This is a genomic window from Companilactobacillus zhongbaensis, from assembly GCF_003946515.1.
In the GTDB taxonomy this organism is placed as follows: Bacteria; Bacillota; Bacilli; order Lactobacillales; family Lactobacillaceae; genus Companilactobacillus; species Companilactobacillus zhongbaensis.
Window position 1 is genome coordinate 1 of sequence record NZ_RHOM01000020.1, and the last position, 21489, is coordinate 21489.

The following is a 21489-nucleotide window of genomic DNA, read 5'->3' on the forward strand; positions in this document are numbered from 1 at the left end:
CGTCAAAGAAGGGATCTACTATTTTAATCATGTAGATAGATCAGAAACAATAAATGGCCATACCCCTGCGGAATACAGGAGAATGGCCATTTAAGAAGTATTCAATTTTTATATTATTTCAAATGTCAACTTGACAGGGACCAGCGCATTTTTTGTCAGTGGGCTGTTTTTATGTCTAAAAAATTATTTTAAAAGTGGTTCGATCTTGATTAGATCATCCACTTGATAAGTAGGCTTATAAACTGAAGAATTTTTACTTCTACTAGGATTGTACCAAACACTATCAATATCAACAGCATTAGCACCGGCAATATCAGCAGTCAAAGAGTCTCCGACTACAAGCATTTCATCGTTAGGGACGTTGCCAAGTTGGTCATCCATTTTCTTAAAGAACATTGGATCTGGCTTTTTATAACCCAAGTCTTCAGATAAGAAAATGTCATCAAAATACTGACCAATATCAGCTCCCTCAATCTGAGCGTGTTGTTTGAACTTGGTACCGTTAGAAATAACGTACAACTTCCGGTCACGACTAAGATCACTCAAAGTCTTGCGAGCATTCGGCAACAATTCGTGTTCACTAGCAAAAAGATGAATGTACTCTTCTTGGAAAGAACTAGTGTCAACATCCACATTGAAGTGTTCAAAATATTTCTTAAAACGTTGATCCAACAAAGCATCACGAGAAATCTCGCCTTTTTCAAAAAGCTGCCATAGATGGTTGTTTAACTCATGCCAATAAGCAATTTCATGGTTGTCAAATGCAAAAGACTTCGCAATGTCCATCTTATGTAATGCATTTTCGGCATTTTTGTTTGTGTCTAAGATCGTGCTGTCTAAATCGAATAGGATAATTGGATATTTCATGGATTCTACCTCACAGTGATATACATACTAGTATAGCAAAAGTATGCGAACATATTGCGGGATGGAGATTTAGAAAGTATTAAAACAATAATCAAAGAGTGATTCTAGTTAAGAGTTTTTATTAAGCATTCCAGGAATGAAAAACGATAATTTTAATTGATAAGTTGACTAATAATATTAAAGGTGCTTTAATATAACCAATCAATAACGAAAGGAAAAGACATATGACTTATAATTACACGCCAGCTAAAACTCAAGCCTTTTTCGGCTTTGCAAACTTTAGGTAGCGTCCGTATTGATCTTGGATACGGACGTCCCGCACGTTCGTGTCTAAGGTTAGCGAAGTCAGTTTTGTCTTGGCCAACTAGACACGTGAAGTCTAGTTGGCAAGCCCTTTTGATAGAACACGTCAAATAAGCCAGCTAGATTTCTAATCTAGTTGGCTTTTTATTTTTCCTTAATTCTAATCAAAGAGGCAAATATTATGAGAATTCACACATTAGGACCAAGCGCAACCGACAGCTATGCTGCAGCGACTCAATACAACAAAGAAGAATTACTAGGAAAGGCCAAAATCGTCGGCCATCCTAGTTTCGAAAATATTTTGACTAATTTAAACGCCTATTCACGCGATTACTTGTTGATCCCAGCAGCTTTCAAATCACCAAAACTTCAAGAAAGCTGGGGCGATATTCACTATGAAAAACTCGACCAAATGGAATTAGAAAACTGCTTCATGACGCATTTGGATCCACTCGTTGTCGTCAAAAGAACGGACGTTGACAATGGAATCGGATATACACACGCCGCAACTAAACAACTTCTCGAACAAACAGTGGGAAATGGCATCGAAGTTTTGACCGCTCCTAGCAAATATGATGCGTATCAACGATATTTGGCGAATGATGCAGAATACGTCTTAACGAATGAAAAAAATATTACTTTAAACAGTAATGAAAAAATCGTGAAAAGATTGACTCCATCGATGGTATGGTGTCTTTATCAAATAGCGTAAGGTAAGTCTAATGCTGTTATAATGGCTTTTTGACAGTTATCATTTTTTCAATTTTTTTCATAAATATATAAAGCTTGAACTGATCAACATACCTGTCTTACTATGTGGGTGAATACAAAAAGATGGGAATGATGTACATGCAAGAATTGACTGACAACAAAGTTTTAAGATTGAACAATGAACATCTTGTACCTGATGGACTCCTTCCGACAAAATTTATTATCAACGACCACGATTTTTCCGTGAGTTCCTGGTCGGATGTCCTTGTATTATCACTGAACTACATTGAAAAAAATGATTTACAGTTATTCAATAATTTAAAAATCAACCGTGTTATTTTCAAAACGGATGCTAATCGTTTCGTTAAGCCAGTAACTCTGGAAGATGGAACGATGATCGAAACTGGTTTTGGTGATCAAGATACTCTTGATAAGATCAGAGCCATTTTACAAAGTACCCGCTGGAATTACGAAATTCAAATTGAATTATAAAAAGTCGTCTGAATGTCGGACTGAAGGATCAGCCTGACATTTGGACGACTTTTTTTATTTGCTGATGAGTTGGACGGTACTCCGTCCATCACCAAGTTTTTTGATGTAGAGTTGTTGACCAATGGTATTTTTCATCGAGTCGATATGACTGATGACACCGACCATGCGGTTTTCACCGATCGTTTCTAGGGCTTTCATGGCTTTGTCGAGCGTCTCGTGGTCAAGTGAACCGAATCCTTCGTCAACAAAGAGCGCGTCGATTTGAACGCCGTTTGCTGATGATTGAACGACTTCACTTAGTGATAAGGCAATCGAAAGCGCAGCGATGAAAGTTTCTCCACCAGACAAGGTGTTTGAGGAACGAACTTCGCCAGTTTCGTTATCGAAGACGTTGATATCTAATCCGTGGTCAGTTCGATTGTCGCTTCCTTCTGCGGAGAGTTCAAAGCTATAGCGGTTGTTCGACAATAGGTTGATGAAGTGATCGTTGGCGTAATTCAAGACTCTTTGCAAGTAGTTCTGAACAACGTAAGTTTCTAGCTTCAACTTATTGTCATTACCTTCTTTACCAGTGACGATGTTGTATAAACTGGTGATCTCACTGAATTTCTTAGCGAAACTTCCTTGGTCTTTGACGATCTGTTGAACTTGTTGGTAGCTAGTCTTAGCATCTTCCAAGTCTTTAGTGGCATAACTGACACGTTCTATGATTTCGTCTTTTTGTTTGCTTTTAGCTGAGAGATCAGTTTGCAAAGCTTCTAGATCTGGATGTTTGGCATCGACTAATTCAGCCTCTAGTTGCTGGATTTCTTTTTCTAGACGTTGCTTTTCTGTTTGGTAATTAGAAATGGCAACTTGGATCGTAGAAATCTTGTCTTGATTGATCTCACCGATCCAATTTGCTAAGACTTTTTCGTCTGAAGTTTTAGCATCTTCAGCCGATAGGGCAGACTGGATTTGGTTTTGGAGTTCAGAGACTGCCTTTGTTTCTTGTTTGATCCGTTGGCTAGTGTCGTCTAGTTTTGTTTGTGTGTTAGAAAGAGTCAAGGTACTTTCGTGTAGCTTTTGTTCTGATGCTTTTAAGGACTTCTCGTATTGAGAAGTTTCTGATTCTAGAGCTGTTTTTTCAGAAGTTAGTTCTGAACTAGGTTTACTAAGATCAAGATCGACTGATTTTTCTTTGAGATCAGTTTGGTAGCTGTTCAATTCAGTTTGTTTCGAACTCAATTTGATGTTGAGATCATTGGTTGATTGTTTGGCCTGTTCTAACTGATCCTGTTTTTCTTTGATCTTGGCTTCTCGCTCAGCTGCTTGATTGAGAGCTACGTCGAGTTTGCTGATCTCAGAATCAAAGACTTTTGTAAAATCAGAGAGGTCTTTGCAATCGTCAAATTTCAAAGCAGATTTGGTTTTGAGCTCTTCGAATGTAGTTAAACATTTATCAATGATCTCTTTTTCTACTTTATCTTTTTTGACTACGTCAGCTTTGATCTTTTCCAGGTTATTAGTATCTACATCAACGCTGTTTTGAATCGAGGCAAAATCATTTTGGGCTTTATCAACTTGATCCATGGCCTTTTTTAATTCTGCTTCGTTGGCTTCAACCTTTACTTCCATGTGTGAATGGTCAGTTGAACCACAGACTACACAAGGCTTTCCGTCTTCTAGGTCTTGCTGGAGTTGGGCAATCATTAAGTCACTACGACGATGGATCTGTTGATCGTAAGTCTCTTTAGCTTCTTTTAATTTTACCGTATCGTCGGCCAATTTCGTTTCAGCAAGTTTTTGGTCTGCTTGTGCCTGCTTTAGATTGGCTGAAACGGTACTCTGTTCACTTTTTAGTGGTGACAGAGTATTGAAGAAAGTTTCTTTTTCACTGGTAAGTTGGTTACGTTTCTTTTGCAGGTCAGTGGTGGATACTTGTTTTTCTTGTTCAGCTTTCAATTCCTTAGTTAAGGAATCGACTGACTTTTGTTTTTCTTCAAATTGAGATTTAACTGTCGCCAAAATCGGTGTGATAGTTTTGATCTTTTCTTGGAGTTCTTCGACATTAGAGATTTTTGGAATGATAACTGCTAAATCTTTCGTACGCTTAGTCTTTTTGTCAAAATCATCCTTTTGAGAAGTTAGTTTCTCAGAAATTGCTTTGATCTCGTTGTGTTTTTGTTGGGCGACTTTAACGGTGTTTGTTAGTTCAGCTTGAGTTTTTTTGCTGTTGGTCAATTCGGTTTGTTTGGAGTTTAAGTCACGCAGTGGCTCTTGCAATCCCTTGGCCCATTGGAGTTCAATCAAGTGTTCTTGGTTCAACTTGATTGATTCTTGTTGGTCGGTGATGTTTGTTTTGAAGTCGTTTTGGTATTTTGCTAAATCAGTAAATTTCTTTTCTAGATCTTTAGCAGCTTGCAATGCTTTGTTAGCTTTGTCGACTGATTTGGTGATGTCAGTTCTTGCAGAAGTTAATTTCTCCAAGGAAGCTTTACGATCATCGACGAAATTCATTAATAAGACGAGCTTTTGCTCGCTAGCTTCAGAAGATAGTTTCTCTTTTTCTTCGCCAGTCCAAACATTGGAGTCGAATTGCATTTGGAGCTTACTTTCAAAGCCTTCGCTTTGTTTCTTGGATGCAGTATAGTTGTCGGTCAATTCTTTCGTAAAATCTGTGAACAGCTGCGTTCCAAAGATCTTTTTGAGAATTGGCTCTTTGTCCTTGGTTGGTGATTTTAGGAATTCTGAGAAATCGTTTTGAGGTAGTAAGATGATCTTCTTGAATTGATCTACCTTTAAATGCAAGATGCTCTCGATTTCGTTACCAACGTCCAATGGCTTTGCCGCTATGCTGGATATTTCTGTGCCACCGACTTCGTCGACAATGGCTAACTTGGCACTAGCTTTGTTGCTAGTTAAACCTGTTCCACGTTTTTTAGCCAGCATTTGTTCAGGCGTACGGATGATGCGATAAAGTTGATTTCCTTGTTCAAAGTAGAAGGTCACTTCAGTTTTTTGATCGTTCGGGGCAAATTGACTGCGTAGTTCAGAAGGCTTCCTGTCGCCAGAGGTTGAACCGAAAAGAGCAAAGGTCATGGCGTCAAAAATGGTCGACTTACCGGCACCAGTGTCGCCACCGATCAAGAAAATCGGAGCTTCATCTAGTTCTTGGAAGTTGATAGTTGAATCTTCGTGGGGTCCGAAGTATTTCATTTCTAAGTAAATTGGCTTCAAGATTAATCCTCTTTTCCTAAATCGACGAAGATGCTATCGACTAATTGTTTTTGGTCGTCTGACAAGTCTTTACCAGTGATCGTTTTGAAGAACTGATCCACGATAGTATCTGGACTTAATTCGCTTAAGTTAGCCTGGCTAGTCGCGATTTCTTGGTCACGTTTGATGTTTTCGTAATCTAGTTCGACAACAGTCCCGTATATTTCTTGCATTTTGGCACGGACGTTAACGTGTTTGCTTCGATCGAAGTCTTTGACCGTGATGGCAAACCAGTCCTTTTTGATCGGTTGAGCTTTGTAAAACTTGGGGTCAGTCAAGGTCTCCCAAGTCTCTGATAGCACGTGTAGGTCGGTTTTGGGAGTGATCTCCTTGAAGGTGTGAGTGATCTGATTATCAGTGATTTCTACGATATCAACACCTTTTCCGTGAGCCTTGATTTTAGCTTCTTTGACGTTGAACTTGACGGGACTTCCGGGGTAACGAATGTCTTCGCTAGGGGAGGCGAACCTAGTGTGAATATGCCCTAACATGACGTAATCAAAATCGTTGAAAGTATTGACGGTTAAAGTTGCAAGGCCTCCGACTTTGGAAGTCGTCTCGCTAGTTAATTCAAGTTCTTCTTCTGCGGAAGGTGCCACGGTGAAGTGGGTGATCAGTAAGTGTTTCTTGTTAGGGTCGAAGAGTTTGACCATGTCGCTGATGACTAAGTTCATAGCTTCACCGATGCCACGGATGTTCTTGACGTCCTCTTCATCCATTCCTTGCTGCTGATAATAAACGCGGGCATCCATTGGATCGAAAAACGGCAACATAAATATTTGCGCCTCTGGAGTTTCGATCGGGGTGAAGGCTTCTGATAAGAGGGTATTCAAATAAAGATCACTTTCTTCCATCCATTCGTTACCGAAGTTCAGACGTTTGGCACCGTCGTGGTTTCCGGAAATGGCATAGATAGGGATGTGATTGTCCAAGTTGATTGTTTTAAGCATTTTATCTAAGGCTGTAACTGCGTTGGTACTTGGGATCGCTCGGTCGTATATGTCCCCAGCAATGACGATGCCGTCAACTTGTTCAGCTTTAGCGATATTGAGTATTTGTTCAAAGGCATTTTCTTGTTCATCCAATAAAGAGTATCCGTTTAAAGTCCGGCCGATGTGCCAATCGGCAGTATGTAATAGTTTCATATGTCCCCCTACGGTAAAAGCATCTATTATTTAATCTTAAGCGTTGATTATATGTTATCAATCAGAACGTGTGTTCGTAAAGTGATAACCTTTATTAATTTATTGATAGTTTGATTGCTTGATATGACTGGATCTTATGCTTTAGATCGATTTTTTCAAATGATTGATTTGTATAAAAAAAGCACCATCCCAAAGGATGCTGCTTAGTCATATAATCCATTTGCAAAGTTATTGTACAAAGTATCTTCGTCTGAGTCTGACCAGTTCCAGCCAGTTTCCTCATCGAATTCGGCATATTCGATCTTGCTCGAGTTATCTTGCATCAAATGTCTCCTTCGTTTTTACATTATGTTTCTTTCTCAATGAAACATTCTACATCGAGACAAAAAAATCGTCCATAGTTTGGGCGCTTTTTTCGTGGTTAAAAATATTATATCGTTAATATTATTTTGTTTGGACTAATTCTTTGTTAGATGACCAATCCCAAGTGCCATGATCATTGAGATCTGCTTCTTCAATAATTAATTTGTTTGTAGTATTGTTCATGGGAATTGCCTCCTTTTTCTGTATTCTAACAACCAAAGTAAATATAAATAAATTAATTCTAAATATTTTTGTTTTCCATTTTTGACATAATAAAAACGCCTATCGCTAGGCGCCTTTTTTAGTCGTTGAGGTTATATCTGAGCTTCATGTGTTCTGAACCAAAAATAACCATATCACCGAGTAGTTTAGTTTGGCGTTTCAAAGAATCTGTGGCTAATTTGTCGTTAGCTTTTTCAAGATACTTTTGAATGTCAGCACTACTTTGCTTTTTAATATCAGCGTCTGTGTCATGTTGGATCTTTCTGTATGAACCCATTGCTTCGAGTTCGAAGGTGTTTCTGAAGTCAACGTACAAGTCGTAATTAGTATCACCTAGAAGGGCAGTGGTACAGCTGAGCCAGTACATGTTGTTGAGGTTGAATTCACCGTCAGCATCTTTATAAGTAGCTGGTGTATCAGTCACGTTTGAGTAAAATGGTACGACGGTGTTGAAAGTATTGGCACCAAAGGCTAACCAGTGGATACCTGCGATTTCATCGGGTACGTTGTTTCTGATTTGTAAGATGTGAACGTCGTGGTTCCGGTTGATACCGATTGGACGGAATTTAGTCTTATCTGACTCCGATCCGTCACCGTAGACATCGTATTTCGTGTTTTCGTAGTGAGAACTTAAAACGAATTTGACGTCTTCGATCGAGATCTTGCGGTTGGCGTGACAAATGAAAGGCAAGTCTTGATCTTGTGGGTCTCTTTCAGCATCTGGTGTGAAATATTTTTGACCGAACCAAGCGCGTGGGTTGTTGTAGACTGTATCTTTGATAGTTGAGCTACCGAAGATGTGACGTAAGTTGTAGCCATTTTCGTCGGGGTTAAGATCGTTTTCTTCAATAAAGTCTTGGAGATCTTTTGAACTCAAAGTATCTTCAGAATCGAAGTCGAATGAATCGATGTTCATTCTGTTAGGTGCTACAACGTAGGCATCGTCAGGGATACGAACGGCTGCCCAGTGGTGACCTCCGATAGATTCGAACCACCAAACGTTGTCTTTATCTGAAAAAGCAATCCCGTTAGTTTCGTAAGTTCCGTATTTTTCAAGTAATTCACCTAAACGGAGTACGCCTTCTTTAGCGCTGTGGATGTATGGCAACACTAGTGTGACCATGTCTTCTTCACCGATCCCGGCTTCCTCAAGCGGGTCTAATCCAAGAACCCGTGAGTTAGTGGTGATCGTTTCAGTAGCTGACATGGCGATGTTTTCGCTGTTGATTCCGGCTGCGGCCCAAGTTCCGTTAGTTAGGATGGAATTTGGGATCGAAGTGTAGCGCAGGGGATTATCTGGAAGGTCGACCTTAACGTTACTGATAACTGATTGGTAATGCTTTGGTTGATCTTCAGGGTTTACGACCACGAAACGTTCTGGGTCAAGTGCCTCATGACCGTCATCGTTTCTTGAGATAATAGTTGACCCGTCGATCGAAGCCTTTTTACCAACTAGGACCGTGGTACACGAACCCTTGATTCTTTTTGTCATTGCAGAGTCCTCCTTATGCATATTCTCCCCAATTATAACGTTTTTAGTAGGACTTCTAAACCGAACATCTATGCAAAAGATAAATACTTTTGTAAAAAATCGACTTTGCGACAGTTATTTAAAATAATTCGATCACGAAAAAGATTTATTTATCATTAATAAAATTTATTCGTTAACAAATTTGACTTTTAGTATGATAGATTTTATTTGTATACAAATGAGAAAATCGTTTACAAATTGAATTTGTGGGGAGAATTTAAGGATGAGTTTTTTAGCAACAATATTTGGAAGAGATTTATTGTCGCACGAATTATCTGATCAACAAAATGAACGTCGGGTCGAAAAGCTGCACGCGGGGGCGCACAGTTTTAACATTTGTTCTTCGATCTTAGATCTGCTTTGGTTTGGGGATGGCAGACGCAAGAACACTGAAGAATTTGAAGACAGTTCAATCTCAGAGCCGTCAGAAATATTTACACACAATCAAGTTTATCGTGAGCAGATCGATAAGGTGGGGAACTATCCGTGTTTCAAGGATTTCACACCTGGTCAAAAGTACGCTTTTTTTGAATGGCTAGAAAATATCGAACGTAAAGATGACGTGGGTTATGCATATATTCTTTTATATGCTTTAGAACGCCGGATCTTCATGGGCAGCAAGGTCGAACCAGCTGTCGACTTGTTGTGTAAACTGCATGGACTAGTTGATGATGAAGAATTTTTACGTCAATCTGCCGAAGCATTAGTTTGGGCAGCTTATAAGTATAAGCGAGTTGAATTTTTGAATTGCTTGCGTAATGATGAGATCCCAGAAGAATTACAGATCTTAGTCAAACTTTATACGCATGGTCATTTGCACGCTCATGATATTATGTTGATCTCTGAAAAGTTGGGGATGGACAATCAACGCTATGTCACGGGTAAACCAAGACTTTTTGAGAAGATCTTGAACGACAAATTGGATGCGAAATACCAAAAGAGTCATTTTTCGATCAATAATGTCGATCATGCTGGTAAAGATAATGTTTGTATCAGTTTGTCTAATTTCTCATTGCCAAAAGATGAACGCCGGATCAAAGTTCCTAATTTGTTAACGCATAAAGACGTTCGCAAGCCTTTGGTCAAGATGCTTGAACAGACGAGTGAAGACGTGCGGATCGAATTGATCGGCCATTACAAATAATATTTGTTGTAAGCACTGATGAAAAAAATAGCAACTCAAAACTTAATCCTAACTTTAGAAGTATTAATATCCTATATAATGTAAAATTCTATATATAGATACTTTTTTTACAGGGGTGTAAATATATGGAGACTAGGATGTCACGAAATCGGCGCAGTGTGCGTCATAAGAAGCCACTTTACAAGAAGTGGTGGTTTTGGGTACTGATCGTTTTAGTACTGATTATTTTTGGAAAAGCTATTTCGGGTGGAAGTAGCGATGCTGTTTTCTTGGATGTGAATAAGACTACTGCTACTTTGAGCAGCGATAGTTCTGAAGCCAAGATCTCGTTTGATACTAATAAGGGTAACAAGTATACGGTGACGGATACGTCTAGCAACAAAGAAGTCGTTAATGCTACAGCTGATACTGGTTCTGAAGAGATCACATTTTCATCAGCCGGTGAGTATCGGATCAAGGTCGAACGAAATGATGAGACTAAGTCTAAGATCATCACTATCAAGCCGGTAAACGCTAATGACTCAGAAGCAGATATGGAACAAGAGCCTGCAGAAACGACTGACGATACGCAGAAACCAGCTAAGTCAGCTGATTCTAACAGTGTTCCACGCGAGTACAAGTCGGCTTTGAGAAAAGCCAAAAGCTACTCAGATACGATGCACATGTCAAAAGCTGGTATTTACGACCAATTGACATCAGAGTATGGTGAAAAGTTCTCGGCTGAAGCAGCTCAATACGCCGTGGATAACTTAAAGGCGGATTACAACGCTAACGCCTTGAAAAAAGCTAAGTCTTATCAAGATGATCAAGACATGTCGCCTGAAGGCATTCGTGATCAACTAACTTCCGAATACGGTGAAAAATTCACGCAAGAAGAAGCAGACTATGCAATCGAACATTTGAATGATTAAAACTAAGTCGGTATTCAGTTGAATGCCGATTTTTTAATAAGTGGGGGAATTATGCAAAGTAGGATGACACGTTATCATACGCAGAAAAAAGTTTCTTGGGGGTATTTGGGACTTTCTGTAGTGCCAGCAGTATTGGTCGTTACATTGATGTTTGGGATAAACGCGGAAACCTTGTTGAAACTGACTTTGGCGATATTTTTGATTTTAAGCATTATAGGACTGATTTTCATTGGGATCGCGATAGTTGATCGAATCACTGGAAAAAGCGACCGTAAAGTCGAAATGGCAGCCATAGGCGTGGTATTGTCGATACTTCTCTTGGTATTTTCTTATCGGACCATTTGTAGCACTAATTACTCCGAAAAAGGTGACTTGATAGTCAACGTCTTTCAAAAACGGCGTTTGGATCAAACGGCTAAAAAATTCCAACATATTAAAAAGACTTTGAAAAGCGACGATAATTTAGCTCAACGAAAAATAGCATTAAAGGAACTGAACGAAATTTCGATAGCTACTTTAGAAAACACTAAATCGCTGAAAGGTCGTTCAGGATTGAAAGATTCCATCAATGACATCCGTGCAGCGCTAAAAGGGGATAATGGTACATTTGTGGAAATCAATTTGATGGTAGTCGCTGCAACTTATGGTTATTCCGTTTTGACGGAACATTATACTAACCAGCAGTTTAAACAAGATAATGCTCGGACTGTGAATACTTTTGTTAAGGATGCAGGGGTTAAGTTGTAGAGCAAAACACAGTTTTAGCATATTTTAAGGATTTATTTTACGAATGGATTTGTAAATATGATGGTAATGAATCATAACTGACAGCATATAGTTGTTGGTTATTTTTTTTGCGGTCTTTCAAGAAAATTGGCATAAGTCAATTAGTCTGTTTTGCGTAATTTAATATATCACCATGTTAAGATTAGGAGGAATTCATGTCAGAAGAAAATGCACAGAGATTATTATCTATTGATTCTAATGGAGGAGGGGGAAGAATGGACGATTTTGTTACCGAAAAGCAGTTTAGTAAATTTGAATCTCAAGTAAATCGCAATTTCGATTTAGTTAATCAGAGAATCGAGGATGTAAGTACCAAGTCTGATAGACATTATGAAGATTTAAATAAAAAAATTGATTCATTTAAAGACTCCGTCGACAAGCGATTTACCAACATGGATAATAGATTTAATTCGATGGATACTAAATTTACAACAATCGATAATAAATTTAATTCGATAGATACTAAACTTACAACAATCGATAATAAATTTATTTCACTGGAAAATAGAATGGATCAAGGTCAAAAAATGGAAAAAATTTATTTTATGGTTTTTTCTGGGTTTTTTGTAGCTGTGCTTACTACTCTGTTTTTTAAGTGATTTTATTAGTTAATTTTGATAACAGACGGTCCATACTATTCTGATTCTGAAAGTACAATTCATCATAGGATGTCAGGTGAGACCAACAAACGGTTAGTACCTTTTTCAATATGAAAACTTTTGTAGGAACAAGCATTGTTTCTAGAGATTCGTTATAGAATCCAAGCATAACTGACAGCATATAGTTGTTGGTTATTTTTTTTGCAATTTTTGTTAAAAATGGAATAACTCTAATGGCTATTTCTGCGTAATTTACTTTAGCAAGATGATATTATAAGGAGGAAGTTATGTCAGACGAAACCAACAAACGGTTAGTACCTTTTGATTCCGGTGGAGGAGGAAAAATGGACGAAAATTTTGTAACAAAAAAGGAGTTTCAAGATTTTGAATCCAAAGTCGATCATCATTTCGATGAAACTAATACACAATTAAATAACTTAAATTCCCGAATCGATAAATCTCGTGATGAATTAGCAGGTAGGATCGATAATCTTGAACAGTCAAATACAAGTCGTTTTGATGCTATCGATCATCGATTTACCCAAATCGATCAAAGGTTTATACATATAGATGGAAAATTTGTCCATATGGATGAGCGATTCGAGCAAATTGATCAAAGGTTTATTCAAATGGATGGCCGATTCAAACAAATTGATCAAAGGTTTATCCAAATGGATGGCCGATTCAAACAAATTGATCAAAGGTTTATTCAGATGGATGGCCGATTCAAACAAATTGATCAAAGACTTATACATATGAATGCGAAAATTGATAATATGGGTGAGTCAATCAATGAGAGATTCAATTTCATGGAAAATAAGTTTGAGACTAAATTCAATGAAATGAATAAGTTGGTTAATGCTCGAACAGACAATATTCTTAAACAGGAAAAAATATATTTAAGCGTTTTGTCGGGATTGATTGTTGCATCTGTTATTGCAAGTTTTTTAACGCGTCTTTAACATATTCATTAAAAAAAGCTAGCCGATTTGGCTAGCTTTTTGCGTTCTATTTATCTAAAAATCATAACTGAAATATCAGCGTATTTAGCCATGTAGGCAGCTTGGGAACCGAAGTGACGTTTGATGCCGCTTCTTGATTCAGAACCAATTACTAGTAGATCAGGTTGTAAGGCTGGGATCAATTTTTTGATGATCGTTTCGCCTGGTTCGCCTTCGTCTACTACTGCTGTGACGTGTTCTACGCCAGCATCTAAAGCTAATTTTTTATACTTGAGGATGTGATCTTCAAGTTCTTTTCTTTCACCGTGAACGTAATCTTTATCTAGTGCTTGAAAGACGTTCATATCGTCGCTTTCTAGGACTGAAGCGATGATCAGTTCGGAATGGTCTTCTTTGGAAGTGTGGATCGCATACTTGAGTGCGAGTAGTGAATCTTCTGAATCGTCGACACCCACTAAAATTCGTTTAAATACATTATCACTCATTTTTTTCTCCCTCAGTTTTTATTCTGCTTCGGCTGCTAGTTTGGCAGCGTAACGTTTGTTACCACGGTAAAGTTCAACAATCGTCCAAATTAGTAAGGCAATTACTAAGACAATCAATACGTAGGCAATTGAATCGGCCATTTGAAGTTCCCCAGTAGTTGCATGGTCACCGAAGAATGCTTCGATCGAAGCTGGTAAGCCTTTCATGTTCAAGTAAGTTAAGGCGATTACTGAGAACCAGCCTAAGATCTTGATGACGATATTGTTTTTGAATCGGTTACCCATTTCTACCTTGCTGTCAGTCATTAATAGTAATGGCAACATGGAGAATGGTAGGGCAAAGGCTAAGAATACTTGAGAGTTGTTCATTAAGTTGTTTAATGCAGTGTGTTCATCGATAGCGGATTTTCCACTAGTCATCAAAACGCAGATCAATACTGGGATAACTGAGATCAAACGTGTTACTAAACGACGTAGCCAAAGTGGCATTCTCATGTGGACGAATCCTTCCATGATAACTTGACCAGTTAAAGTACCAGTAATAGTTGAGTTTTGACCAGATGCTAGAAGGGCAACAGCGAATAATGTAGCCAATGTACCTGATTTAGCAACGCTGATCAAAATAGGGTTACTCAAAGTTGATGTATCTTTTAAAGCTTCATATAATCCGAAGAATGATGGGTCAGAAACAGCACCATTCTTGAAAACAGCAACACCCATGACTAGGAGCAAGGCGTTAACGAAAAAAGCAGCCGTTAATTGGATATTTGAATCCCAAGCTGAGAAACGAACAGCAGTAGCAACGTCTTCTTCATCGTTGTGATCGATAGCTCTAGTTTGTGAGATAGCTGAGTGTAAGTACAAGTTGTGAGGCATAACAGTGGCACCAATAATACCTAGAGCACCACTAAGTGGAGTCATTCCGGCAACAGAACGTGATTCATCAAATGTTTCTGCTGAAGGGACTAATCCTTTAACTACAGCACCCCAGTTAGGATCTGAAAGTGCTACTTGATATGCGAAAACGAAAATAATAACGAGAATCAAAGCAACAACGATCGCTTCGATTTTTCTGAATCCAATTTTTGTTAATAATAACAGTAGTAAAACATCGAGAACGGTAATAAATACGGCAACTACTAGCGGGATGTTGAATAGCAAGTATAACGCGATAGCAGCACCGATAACTTCAGCGATATCAGTCGCCATGATGGCTAACTCGGTCAGTATCCATAAGATGATCCCAAGGGACTTACTGGTTCTAGCACGAATAGCTTGAGCTAAATCCATTTGAGTCACTATTCCAAGTTTGGCGGCCATGTATTGCAAAAGCATCGCGACCAAACTTGAAATTAGGATGATTGACATCAATAAATACTGGAAATTTTGACCACCAGTGATAGAAGTTGACCAGTTACCTGGATCCATGTAACCAACAGCAACTAATGCACCTGGGCCAGAGTAGGCGAGAAGTGTTTTCCAAAAGCCCTTCCCCTTAGGAACCTTAACAGTTCCGTTGATTTCTTCCAATGATGGTCCATTAGCATATTGGATCAGCTTTTTGCCGCCATTGGAATGCTTGTTATCTGACATAAAAATTAATTCCCCTTTCCTAACTAGTACATTCTAACTCACACATTAGCACATGTGAATACCAATATTAGGCAAGGCTAAATTTTAAAAATATATCATGAAGATGGTGTAATCGGTTAAATCATTGAAAGAATAGGATTTCAATTAGTGTACATTTGTCAATATTTAGCATAGAATAACTAAATATTAATATTAATAAACAAATTTCTCTTCAGAGAAACAAAAAAATGCATCCAAAACGAAATGAGGAAAACAGATTGAAAGCAATAGTAGCAATGGATCTAACCGAAGCCCCAGAAATAGGAAACAACACAAAAATTTATACAGTCCTAAATAAAAAGAACAAGAAATGGGCCAACAACCACAAAGGGGTAGGAGTCCACTTCATAAAAACCCCAAGCTACATAGCATTCGGAGACAAAGCCATGAGCACCTTCGTCCACAAAGCAATGAAAATAGACACAGAATTCAACAACATGCTACAATTCGTCTACTTCGCCCACATGACAGCCTTTTACATCTCGAATGCAGAGTACGATGAAGTAATATTTGAGAATCAAATGCTGTGCGAAAAAGTATTATTGCAATTTGGAAATGATGAAACGTATGGCGATAAAACAGAAATATTTTAAGAACAGGGCCTTTCAAGGCATCATTGGATACCGTATTCCAGAACCTGTTTTAATTATAGAGTGGGAATCGATTGGGAACGGAAAATTACCAATAAACTAAATAAGAGAGAATCCAACGCGAGAGTGCGAACCACAGCACGCGAGCCCAAAAAGAAAGACTGAAGAAAAGTTTCAGTCTTTTTATTTTGCTCTTGAACTGACCAACCAAGGTAGAAATTGAGATAGACCGAAAAAAATAGGACGCGCAAACAGTGCCAATTTGTACAAAATAAATCGGTCTCCATCAAAAAAAGGGGGGTATTGTTGCACCATCTAGACGGAGGGGCCCGGGGATACAGCCCTCAGCCGCCAAATGATGTAACGTAAGTGCTAGCGCACTTGCGCAACTGGTTCTTGGTGATGGCTACGCCACCGAACAACTAAGGAAGCCAGCGGCTGTATCCCCGGGCCCCGGAGTCGGCAGTGAACATCTACCAAAACTACCACCACCACTCCCAACAACAATCAATCAAAATCCGCTATAATAAACACAACAGTAAAAGGAGAAACAAAACAATATGCCAGCAGACGACATAATATCGATCATATTCCTACTAGTAAAAGAAAAACAAGCCACAAATCACTACCTCTGCGACTACTTTGACGCAACTCCCACCCAAATAGAACAAGCAATCAACCAGATTCAAGAATCAGGCTTCCAAATAACAGTAGACCGGCAATCGGATCCGACCTACCAACTTATCACCCCACAAGTGATGTATAAAAAATTTGTTACCTTCGATCAAATATTAAATCTTTACTTGTCCTTAACTGATGAACCTAACCCAAAAGGGAAAAATCAGCTGCGTGATTTTGCGTTGAGAGTGGAATTGGCGGAGCTAAGAGCACCTTACATGAGTGAGTTTGAAGACATAAAGGGAGCGTTTCTTCACCGAATGATTGCTGATTTATTTATGGCACAGCGTGACCGAAAGGTAGTTAACCTTGATTATGTCGACGTTAAATATGATCGAACCAATCGTGATATCGAACCGATGGAAGTTTTTTACCAGGACCATCAGTGGTACGTTTGGGCATATTGCCGTTTGCGCGAAGACTTTCGGATTTTTAAAATATCGCAAACCATGGAGATCCATCCGAAATCGGAAAAATTCATCCGTCGTCCTTTTACGATTTTTGAAGGCGTCAATGACCCTAGATCGTTTCGCGATTTGTATTTCGTGACCTTTGAATTAGACAAGTCATTAAAAAGTCAGTTAAATACGACTTTCAAAATGGATAAACGTTTGATCACAAAGGATAAGATAGTTATCCTCGAAAAGGACCTTTACAGTTTCGAATATGCGCAAGCTTGGCTGAAGCAGTTCGGAGATAAGGTGAAGGTCGTTGATCCACCGCAATTAAAAGAAGCATTTGAACAGTAATAGGAGGCAATTTTTATTTTAAATAAAGAGATCATTTCATATAAGTCAGCCAGTTACGCCGATGCAAAAAAACTATATTTTGAGGCTTTTCCTAAAGCTGAACGAGTTCCATTTGCTTGGTTGTTATTACAAGCTCGAAAACAATTCATCGAATTTATCGCTTTTTATGATGAAGGTAAATTTGTTGGGTTATCCTACGTCATTTCCGAGGGTAGTCTAACTTATATTTTTTATTTGGCAGTCGATCCTAGCTTGCGTGGTCACGGATACGGGAGCCAGATTTTGCACGACCTTTATCAAATGTACTCCGGACAGCGAATCTGTCTGAGTGCGGAACGTCCTGATGAAAAAGCCGACAATGCGGTCCAACGTGCGAAACGGATCGAGTTTTATCAGAAAAACGGTTTCGTGTTAACGGATAAAGTTTCTTTAGAGCAAGGTGTTGAGTATGCGATGCTTTATCATGGAAAAAATTTTACCGAGCAAGAATACCAAGACTTGATCAGCTTTTTTGCCGGGATTTTCCGCGTGGTCTTCAAAACAAAATTCATCTAAATTAGAAAAAGCCTTGTTTCCGGTTACATTACCGACAACAAGGCTTTTTTAATGCTTGACTTATGCTTGGAAAAATGGGAAAATTCAAGTTTGCTCAGACAAGGGGGGATATGTATGCCAACAAATACTACCATGATTCCAAAATGGCGCCCGAATATTTACTTGTTCTTATTTGGACAGTTTTTCTCGGGTGTGACTAGCATGGTCGTCCAATATGCCATCATTTGGTATTTGACCAAAGAAACTGGGTCGGCGACGATCTTGAGTTTTGCGACACTGCTCGGGATGTTGCCGATGGTGTTATTGAGTCCGATAGTCGGACCATTCGTCGATCGGACGAATAAAAAAGCTTTACTGATCGTACCAGATATTGTCGCTGCAATTGTGGCGATAGTCTTAGCCGTAGTTGGGATGGTCAATCACGACTTTCCGATTTGGTTGATATTTATATCGTTACTGATCAGGTCGATCGCGCAAACTTTCCAAATGCCGACGATCCAGTCGATCTTGCCAACGATGGTACCAAAGGATGAACTGACTAAGATCAATGGTCAGTTAGGAATGGTCCAGTCAGCAAATATGATCATTGCTCCAGCATTGGGTGCTTTCTTATTTGCCGTTGTACCAATCTCATCGTTGATCTTATTAGATGTTTTGGGAGCAATCGTTGGTGTGACAATCATCTTGTTCGTTAAGTTCCCCGAAAATCCGGTGATCGATGAAAAGGTCAAGATTTTCCGAGATATGAAATTTGGGTTGACGAAGCTCCGTGAAAAAAGAGGCTTGTGGAATATCACGTTAGTCGGAACATTATTCACTTTGATCTTCATGCCGGCAGCTTCGATGTATCCGTTGATGACAATGTCGTATTTCCACGGCAGTGTCGCTCAAGCCGGTATCGTTGAGATGGTCTATTCGATCGGGATGTTAGCCGGTGGTGCTGTGATCGGCTTTTTCGGAAATTGGAAAGACCGGATCGTGCCAATTTTATGGTCGATCGTTTTTATGGGATTATCCTTCGGGATCAGTGGCTTTTTACCTGGTAATCAAAAAGGATTTGTCGGATTTTTGATTTTGAATGCCATCGCCGGTTTAGCAACACCGTTTTTCAACACGTTGTTAATGGCGATTATCCAGCAAAGCTTTCCACCAGAGATCTTAGGAAAAGTCCTGGGGATCTTGAATTCATTGATGAGCATTTCCGCACCGCTAGGCTTGATCTTCGCCGGACCATTGGCCGACAGCATTGGTGTCAACATGCTCTTCGTAATCGGGGGAGTCGGAACGCTATTTTGTGGCGTTTTAGTATTATTATTCCCATCGATGCGTAAATACGACTTGGAACTGCAAGCTAGTTTGCAGTCTGACGATTAAAGTCATTGACTAATTGTTGATAAGTATTAGTAAAATAACTATTTTTCAAAAAAACTAAATTGATAGGATGACTGATTTTGAAGTCCTTGAGATTTAGTTTTTTTAGTTTGCCTTGATCGATGTCTTCAGTCACTAGTGATTCATAAATGAAGCTGACACCTTTAGATTGTTGCAGCAATTGAACGATAACGGTTGGACTGGCGATTTCCATGACTTGCTGGAAATCATTTAGTTGGAAATTTTGGGTCGAGAGCCAGTTTTCTAAGATCTCGCGACTACCCGAACCGACTTCTCTAATGTAGAGATTTTGTGCAAAAAGGTCAGATACGGTGTCTGCTTTGATATTAGCGTCGGGATTAGCGACACAAATGAAGTTTTCTTTTTTGATCTGGATCGAATCGAATTCTTCCTTATTAAAGTTTCCTTCGATCAAGCCGAAGTCGACTTTGCCTTCACGAATGTTTTTTAAAATGTGGCTGGTGTTGCCGATCTCAGAAGCCATCAACTGTGACCTGTGTGAAAGGCTAGAGATGAAGTCTGGTAGTAGCGTTGAGCTCAAGGACAAGGTACAGCCTAATTTTAAGTTCAAGTCTTGATGGTTGTTTTGTAGGTGAGTGACTAGTTTGGAGCTTTCAATCTGAACTTGTTGAGCATATCTCGCCAAGGCTCGGCCAGCATCAGTCAAGGTGATCTGGCGTTTGTTGGTGATTACCAGTTGCATGTTTAGTTCATTTTCTAAAGTATTGATCTGTTGAGATACGGCCGGTTGAGTAATAAAAAGCTGATTAGCCGTTTTAGTATACGATAAAGTTTTTGATAAGACGATCAAGGTTTGAAATCTTTTATCTAGCACGGTCGATGCCCTCCTATAAGTACAACTTATGATAAATTAATAAATACTAATTTTTACTTATGGCTAGTTTATATTAATATGTAAATTACGCAAGGGAGGAAATATTATGTATGTGAAATTATTTGAACGGGGCTTTTACTATGCGCTATTGATGACGCTAGTTTGCTCAGTCGCCGGAACGCTTCTTGGTGGCTTGCCTTACTTATCGATCATTGGGGCATTAGTAATCTCACTGATCTTGGGGATGCTTTTTCAATTGTACCGTCCAGCAATCGATAAAGCAGAAGTCGGGATCGGCTTCATTTCTAACAAATTTTTGCGTTTAGGGATCATTTTGTTAGGTTTCAAATTGAACTTGATTGATTTGGCCCACGCCGGTGTGAAGACTATTTTAGTCGCAGTCGTGGTAGTTTCCGGCGTAATATTTTTGACGTACAACATCGCTCGCAAAATGGGCGTGAATAAACAACTAGCCATTTTGACTGCTAGTGGGACGGGGATCTGTGGTGCAGCTGCTGTTATGGGGATCTCGCCACAAATCAAAGTGTCGGAAGATCAAGAAAAGAAAAAGCGGAATGATGAAGTCCTTGCAGTTGCTATTGTAGCAATCTTAGGAACGGTTTTCACTTTGATCGAGATCAGTATCAAGCCTTTGTTGCACATGACTCCTTCACAATTTGGGGTAATGGCCGGTGGTTCACTTCATGAAATCGCTCATGCCATTGCAACTGGTGGAGCTGGTGGTGCTGTCAGCTTGGATACGGCAATCATCACTAAGCTATCACGAGTATTATTGTTAGCTCCTGCAGCTTTGGTTATTGGTATTTGGTACCAACACTCTGAGAAAAAAGCTGAAGACAATACGAAGCAAAAACTACCTATTCCTTGGTTCATGGCTGGTTTTATTTTGGCCAGTGTTATCGGGACTTTCGTGCCAATGTCACAGGGAGTTTTGGATTGGTTAGTTAAATTGGCCTACTTAGTCTTAGGTATGGCGATGGCTGCTTTAGGTATGACGGTAAACTTCAAGGCTTTCGTTAGTAGCGGAAAAAACGCTGTTTTAGCAGCTTTGAGTGCTTCATTCGTTCTACTAGCTTTCATGATCGTAGTCAGCAAAGCATTCTTCTAAAAATACAAAAGAGAGATAGATTTTCGAGGAAAAAATCTATCTCTCTTTTTTTGCGTAATTTATTTATGTAAATAGGAGTGTGTAATAACAAAAGTAATATCAACAGTTTTTTATCATTGGGGTGATAAGTGGCACTAACAGGGGGAGTTA

General features: G+C 39.1%; 19 protein-coding genes. 12 read left to right on the forward strand and 7 right to left on the reverse strand.

What is annotated here, in order from left to right:
- Positions 1-183 precede the first annotated feature (183 nt).
- Entirely contained in the window at positions 184-867 is a 684-nt protein-coding gene (locus tag EKM69_RS08675) for a YjjG family noncanonical pyrimidine nucleotidase (RefSeq protein ID WP_125710211.1), read from the reverse strand.
- Between the two features lie 484 nt (positions 868-1351).
- On the opposite strand from EKM69_RS08675, the gene EKM69_RS08680 reads away from it, so the two are divergent.
- Both EKM69_RS08680 and EKM69_RS08685 read left to right on the forward strand, forming a co-directional pair.
- On the forward strand, positions 1352-1882 hold the full coding sequence (locus EKM69_RS08680) for an amino acid biosynthesis protein (RefSeq protein WP_125710213.1): 531 nt from the start codon (positions 1352-1354) through the stop codon (positions 1880-1882).
- Positions 1883-1986: 104 nt separating this feature from the next.
- Entirely contained in the window at positions 1987-2373 is a 387-nt protein-coding gene (locus tag EKM69_RS08685; protein WP_125710215.1) for a hypothetical protein, read from the forward strand.
- Positions 2374-2427: 54 nt separating this feature from the next.
- Here EKM69_RS08685 and EKM69_RS08690 read toward each other — a convergent pair whose 3' ends face one another.
- From EKM69_RS08690 to EKM69_RS08700, 3 genes are all read right to left on the reverse strand, one after another.
- Entirely contained in the window at positions 2428-5592 is a 3165-nt protein-coding gene (locus EKM69_RS08690; protein ID WP_125710217.1) for an SbcC/MukB-like Walker B domain-containing protein, read from the reverse strand.
- 2 nt (positions 5593-5594) lie between these two features.
- Complete coding sequence (locus EKM69_RS08695; RefSeq protein ID WP_125710219.1) at positions 5595-6776, reverse strand: exonuclease SbcCD subunit D; 1182 nt, start codon at positions 6774-6776, stop codon at positions 5595-5597.
- Positions 6777-7440: 664 nt separating this feature from the next.
- On the reverse strand, positions 7441-8853 hold the full coding sequence (locus EKM69_RS08700; RefSeq protein WP_125710220.1) for a C69 family dipeptidase: 1413 nt from the start codon (positions 8851-8853) through the stop codon (positions 7441-7443).
- Between the two features lie 262 nt (positions 8854-9115).
- Here EKM69_RS08700 and EKM69_RS08705 point away from each other — a divergent pair, with 262 nt between their 5' ends.
- The 5 genes from EKM69_RS08705 (at position 9116) to EKM69_RS08725 (ending at position 13294) form a co-directional block, all read left to right on the forward strand.
- Entirely contained in the window at positions 9116-10036 is a 921-nt protein-coding gene (locus tag EKM69_RS08705; RefSeq protein WP_125710222.1) for a TerB N-terminal domain-containing protein, read from the forward strand.
- A gap of 125 nt (positions 10037-10161) precedes the next feature.
- The gene (locus EKM69_RS12350; RefSeq protein ID WP_191988692.1) at positions 10162-10947 is read left to right on the forward strand and encodes an Ltp family lipoprotein; all 786 of its coding nucleotides are present in this window, start codon (positions 10162-10164) and stop codon (positions 10945-10947) included.
- 51 nt (positions 10948-10998) lie between these two features.
- Positions 10999-11694, forward strand: coding sequence for a hypothetical protein (locus tag EKM69_RS08715; RefSeq protein WP_125710224.1), 696 nt, complete (start codon positions 10999-11001; stop codon positions 11692-11694).
- A gap of 194 nt (positions 11695-11888) precedes the next feature.
- A complete protein-coding gene (locus EKM69_RS08720) occupies positions 11889-12332 on the forward strand; it encodes a hypothetical protein (RefSeq protein WP_125710226.1) in 444 nt (147 codons plus the stop codon).
- A gap of 287 nt (positions 12333-12619) precedes the next feature.
- Positions 12620-13294, forward strand: coding sequence for a hypothetical protein (locus EKM69_RS08725; protein ID WP_125710228.1), 675 nt, complete (start codon positions 12620-12622; stop codon positions 13292-13294).
- 50 nt (positions 13295-13344) lie between these two features.
- Here EKM69_RS08725 and EKM69_RS08730 read toward each other — a convergent pair whose 3' ends face one another.
- Together EKM69_RS08730 and EKM69_RS08735 are read right to left on the reverse strand one after the other, a co-directional pair.
- Positions 13345-13779, reverse strand: coding sequence for a universal stress protein (locus tag EKM69_RS08730; protein ID WP_125710230.1), 435 nt, complete (start codon positions 13777-13779; stop codon positions 13345-13347).
- Positions 13780-13797: 18 nt separating this feature from the next.
- Positions 13798-15372 carry an Nramp family divalent metal transporter gene (locus EKM69_RS08735; RefSeq protein WP_125710232.1) on the reverse strand — a complete coding sequence of 525 codons (1575 nt, stop codon included), beginning with the start codon at positions 15370-15372 and terminating at the stop codon, positions 13798-13800.
- A 257-nt stretch (positions 15373-15629) separates the two neighbouring features.
- On the opposite strand from EKM69_RS08735, the gene EKM69_RS08740 reads away from it, so the two are divergent.
- The 4 genes from EKM69_RS08740 (at position 15630) to EKM69_RS08755 (ending at position 19357) form a co-directional block, all read left to right on the forward strand.
- Entirely contained in the window at positions 15630-16004 is a 375-nt protein-coding gene (locus EKM69_RS08740) for a hypothetical protein (RefSeq protein ID WP_125710234.1), read from the forward strand.
- Between the two features lie 557 nt (positions 16005-16561).
- A complete protein-coding gene (locus EKM69_RS08745; RefSeq protein WP_125710236.1) occupies positions 16562-17428 on the forward strand; it encodes a helix-turn-helix transcriptional regulator in 867 nt (288 codons plus the stop codon).
- Positions 17429-17461: 33 nt separating this feature from the next.
- Positions 17462-17983, forward strand: a complete 522-nt coding sequence (locus tag EKM69_RS08750; protein ID WP_225423874.1) for a GNAT family N-acetyltransferase — start codon at positions 17462-17464, stop codon at positions 17981-17983.
- Between the two features lie 114 nt (positions 17984-18097).
- Complete coding sequence (locus EKM69_RS08755; RefSeq protein ID WP_125710240.1) at positions 18098-19357, forward strand: MFS transporter; 1260 nt, start codon at positions 18098-18100, stop codon at positions 19355-19357.
- Here the strand turns inward: EKM69_RS08755 and EKM69_RS08760 are convergent.
- Complete coding sequence (locus tag EKM69_RS08760; protein WP_125710241.1) at positions 19335-20210, reverse strand: LysR family transcriptional regulator; 876 nt, start codon at positions 20208-20210, stop codon at positions 19335-19337. The two genes, EKM69_RS08755 and EKM69_RS08760, sit on opposite strands and share 23 nt — an antisense overlap.
- A 106-nt stretch (positions 20211-20316) precedes the next feature.
- On the opposite strand from EKM69_RS08760, the gene EKM69_RS08765 reads away from it, so the two are divergent.
- Positions 20317-21339 (forward strand): YeiH family protein, encoded by a 1023-nt coding sequence (locus tag EKM69_RS08765; RefSeq protein WP_125710243.1) that lies wholly within the window; start codon positions 20317-20319, stop codon positions 21337-21339.
- Positions 21340-21489 lie beyond the last annotated feature (150 nt).

What these genes read in the sequence shown, in the direction of transcription:
- EKM69_RS08705 (WP_125710222.1), top strand. Translation starts at nt 9,116, where the DNA reads ATGAGTTTTTTAGCAACAATATTTGGAAGAGATTTATTGTCGCACGAA.
- EKM69_RS08720 (WP_125710226.1), top strand. Translation starts at nt 11,889, where the DNA reads ATGTCAGAAGAAAATGCACAGAGATTATTATCTATTGATTCTAATGGA.
- EKM69_RS12350 (WP_191988692.1), top strand. Translation starts at nt 10,162, where the DNA reads ATGGAGACTAGGATGTCACGAAATCGGCGCAGTGTGCGTCATAAGAAG.
- EKM69_RS08765 (WP_125710243.1), top strand. Translation starts at nt 20,317, where the DNA reads ATGTATGTGAAATTATTTGAACGGGGCTTTTACTATGCGCTATTGATG.
- EKM69_RS08730 (WP_125710230.1), bottom strand. Translation starts at nt 13,779, where the DNA reads ATGAGTGATAATGTATTTAAACGAATTTTAGTGGGTGTCGACGATTCA.
- EKM69_RS08725 (WP_125710228.1), top strand. Translation starts at nt 12,620, where the DNA reads ATGTCAGACGAAACCAACAAACGGTTAGTACCTTTTGATTCCGGTGGA.
- EKM69_RS08695 (WP_125710219.1), bottom strand. Translation starts at nt 6,776, where the DNA reads ATGAAACTATTACATACTGCCGATTGGCACATCGGCCGGACTTTAAAC.
- EKM69_RS08735 (WP_125710232.1), bottom strand. Translation starts at nt 15,372, where the DNA reads ATGTCAGATAACAAGCATTCCAATGGCGGCAAAAAGCTGATCCAATAT.
- EKM69_RS08715 (WP_125710224.1), top strand. Translation starts at nt 10,999, where the DNA reads ATGCAAAGTAGGATGACACGTTATCATACGCAGAAAAAAGTTTCTTGG.
- EKM69_RS08675 (WP_125710211.1), bottom strand. Translation starts at nt 867, where the DNA reads ATGAAATATCCAATTATCCTATTCGATTTAGACAGCACGATCTTAGAC.
- EKM69_RS08755 (WP_125710240.1), top strand. Translation starts at nt 18,098, where the DNA reads ATGCCAACAAATACTACCATGATTCCAAAATGGCGCCCGAATATTTAC.
- EKM69_RS08700 (WP_125710220.1), bottom strand. Translation starts at nt 8,853, where the DNA reads ATGACAAAAAGAATCAAGGGTTCGTGTACCACGGTCCTAGTTGGTAAA.
- EKM69_RS08745 (WP_125710236.1), top strand. Translation starts at nt 16,562, where the DNA reads ATGCCAGCAGACGACATAATATCGATCATATTCCTACTAGTAAAAGAA.
- EKM69_RS08680 (WP_125710213.1), top strand. Translation starts at nt 1,352, where the DNA reads ATGAGAATTCACACATTAGGACCAAGCGCAACCGACAGCTATGCTGCA.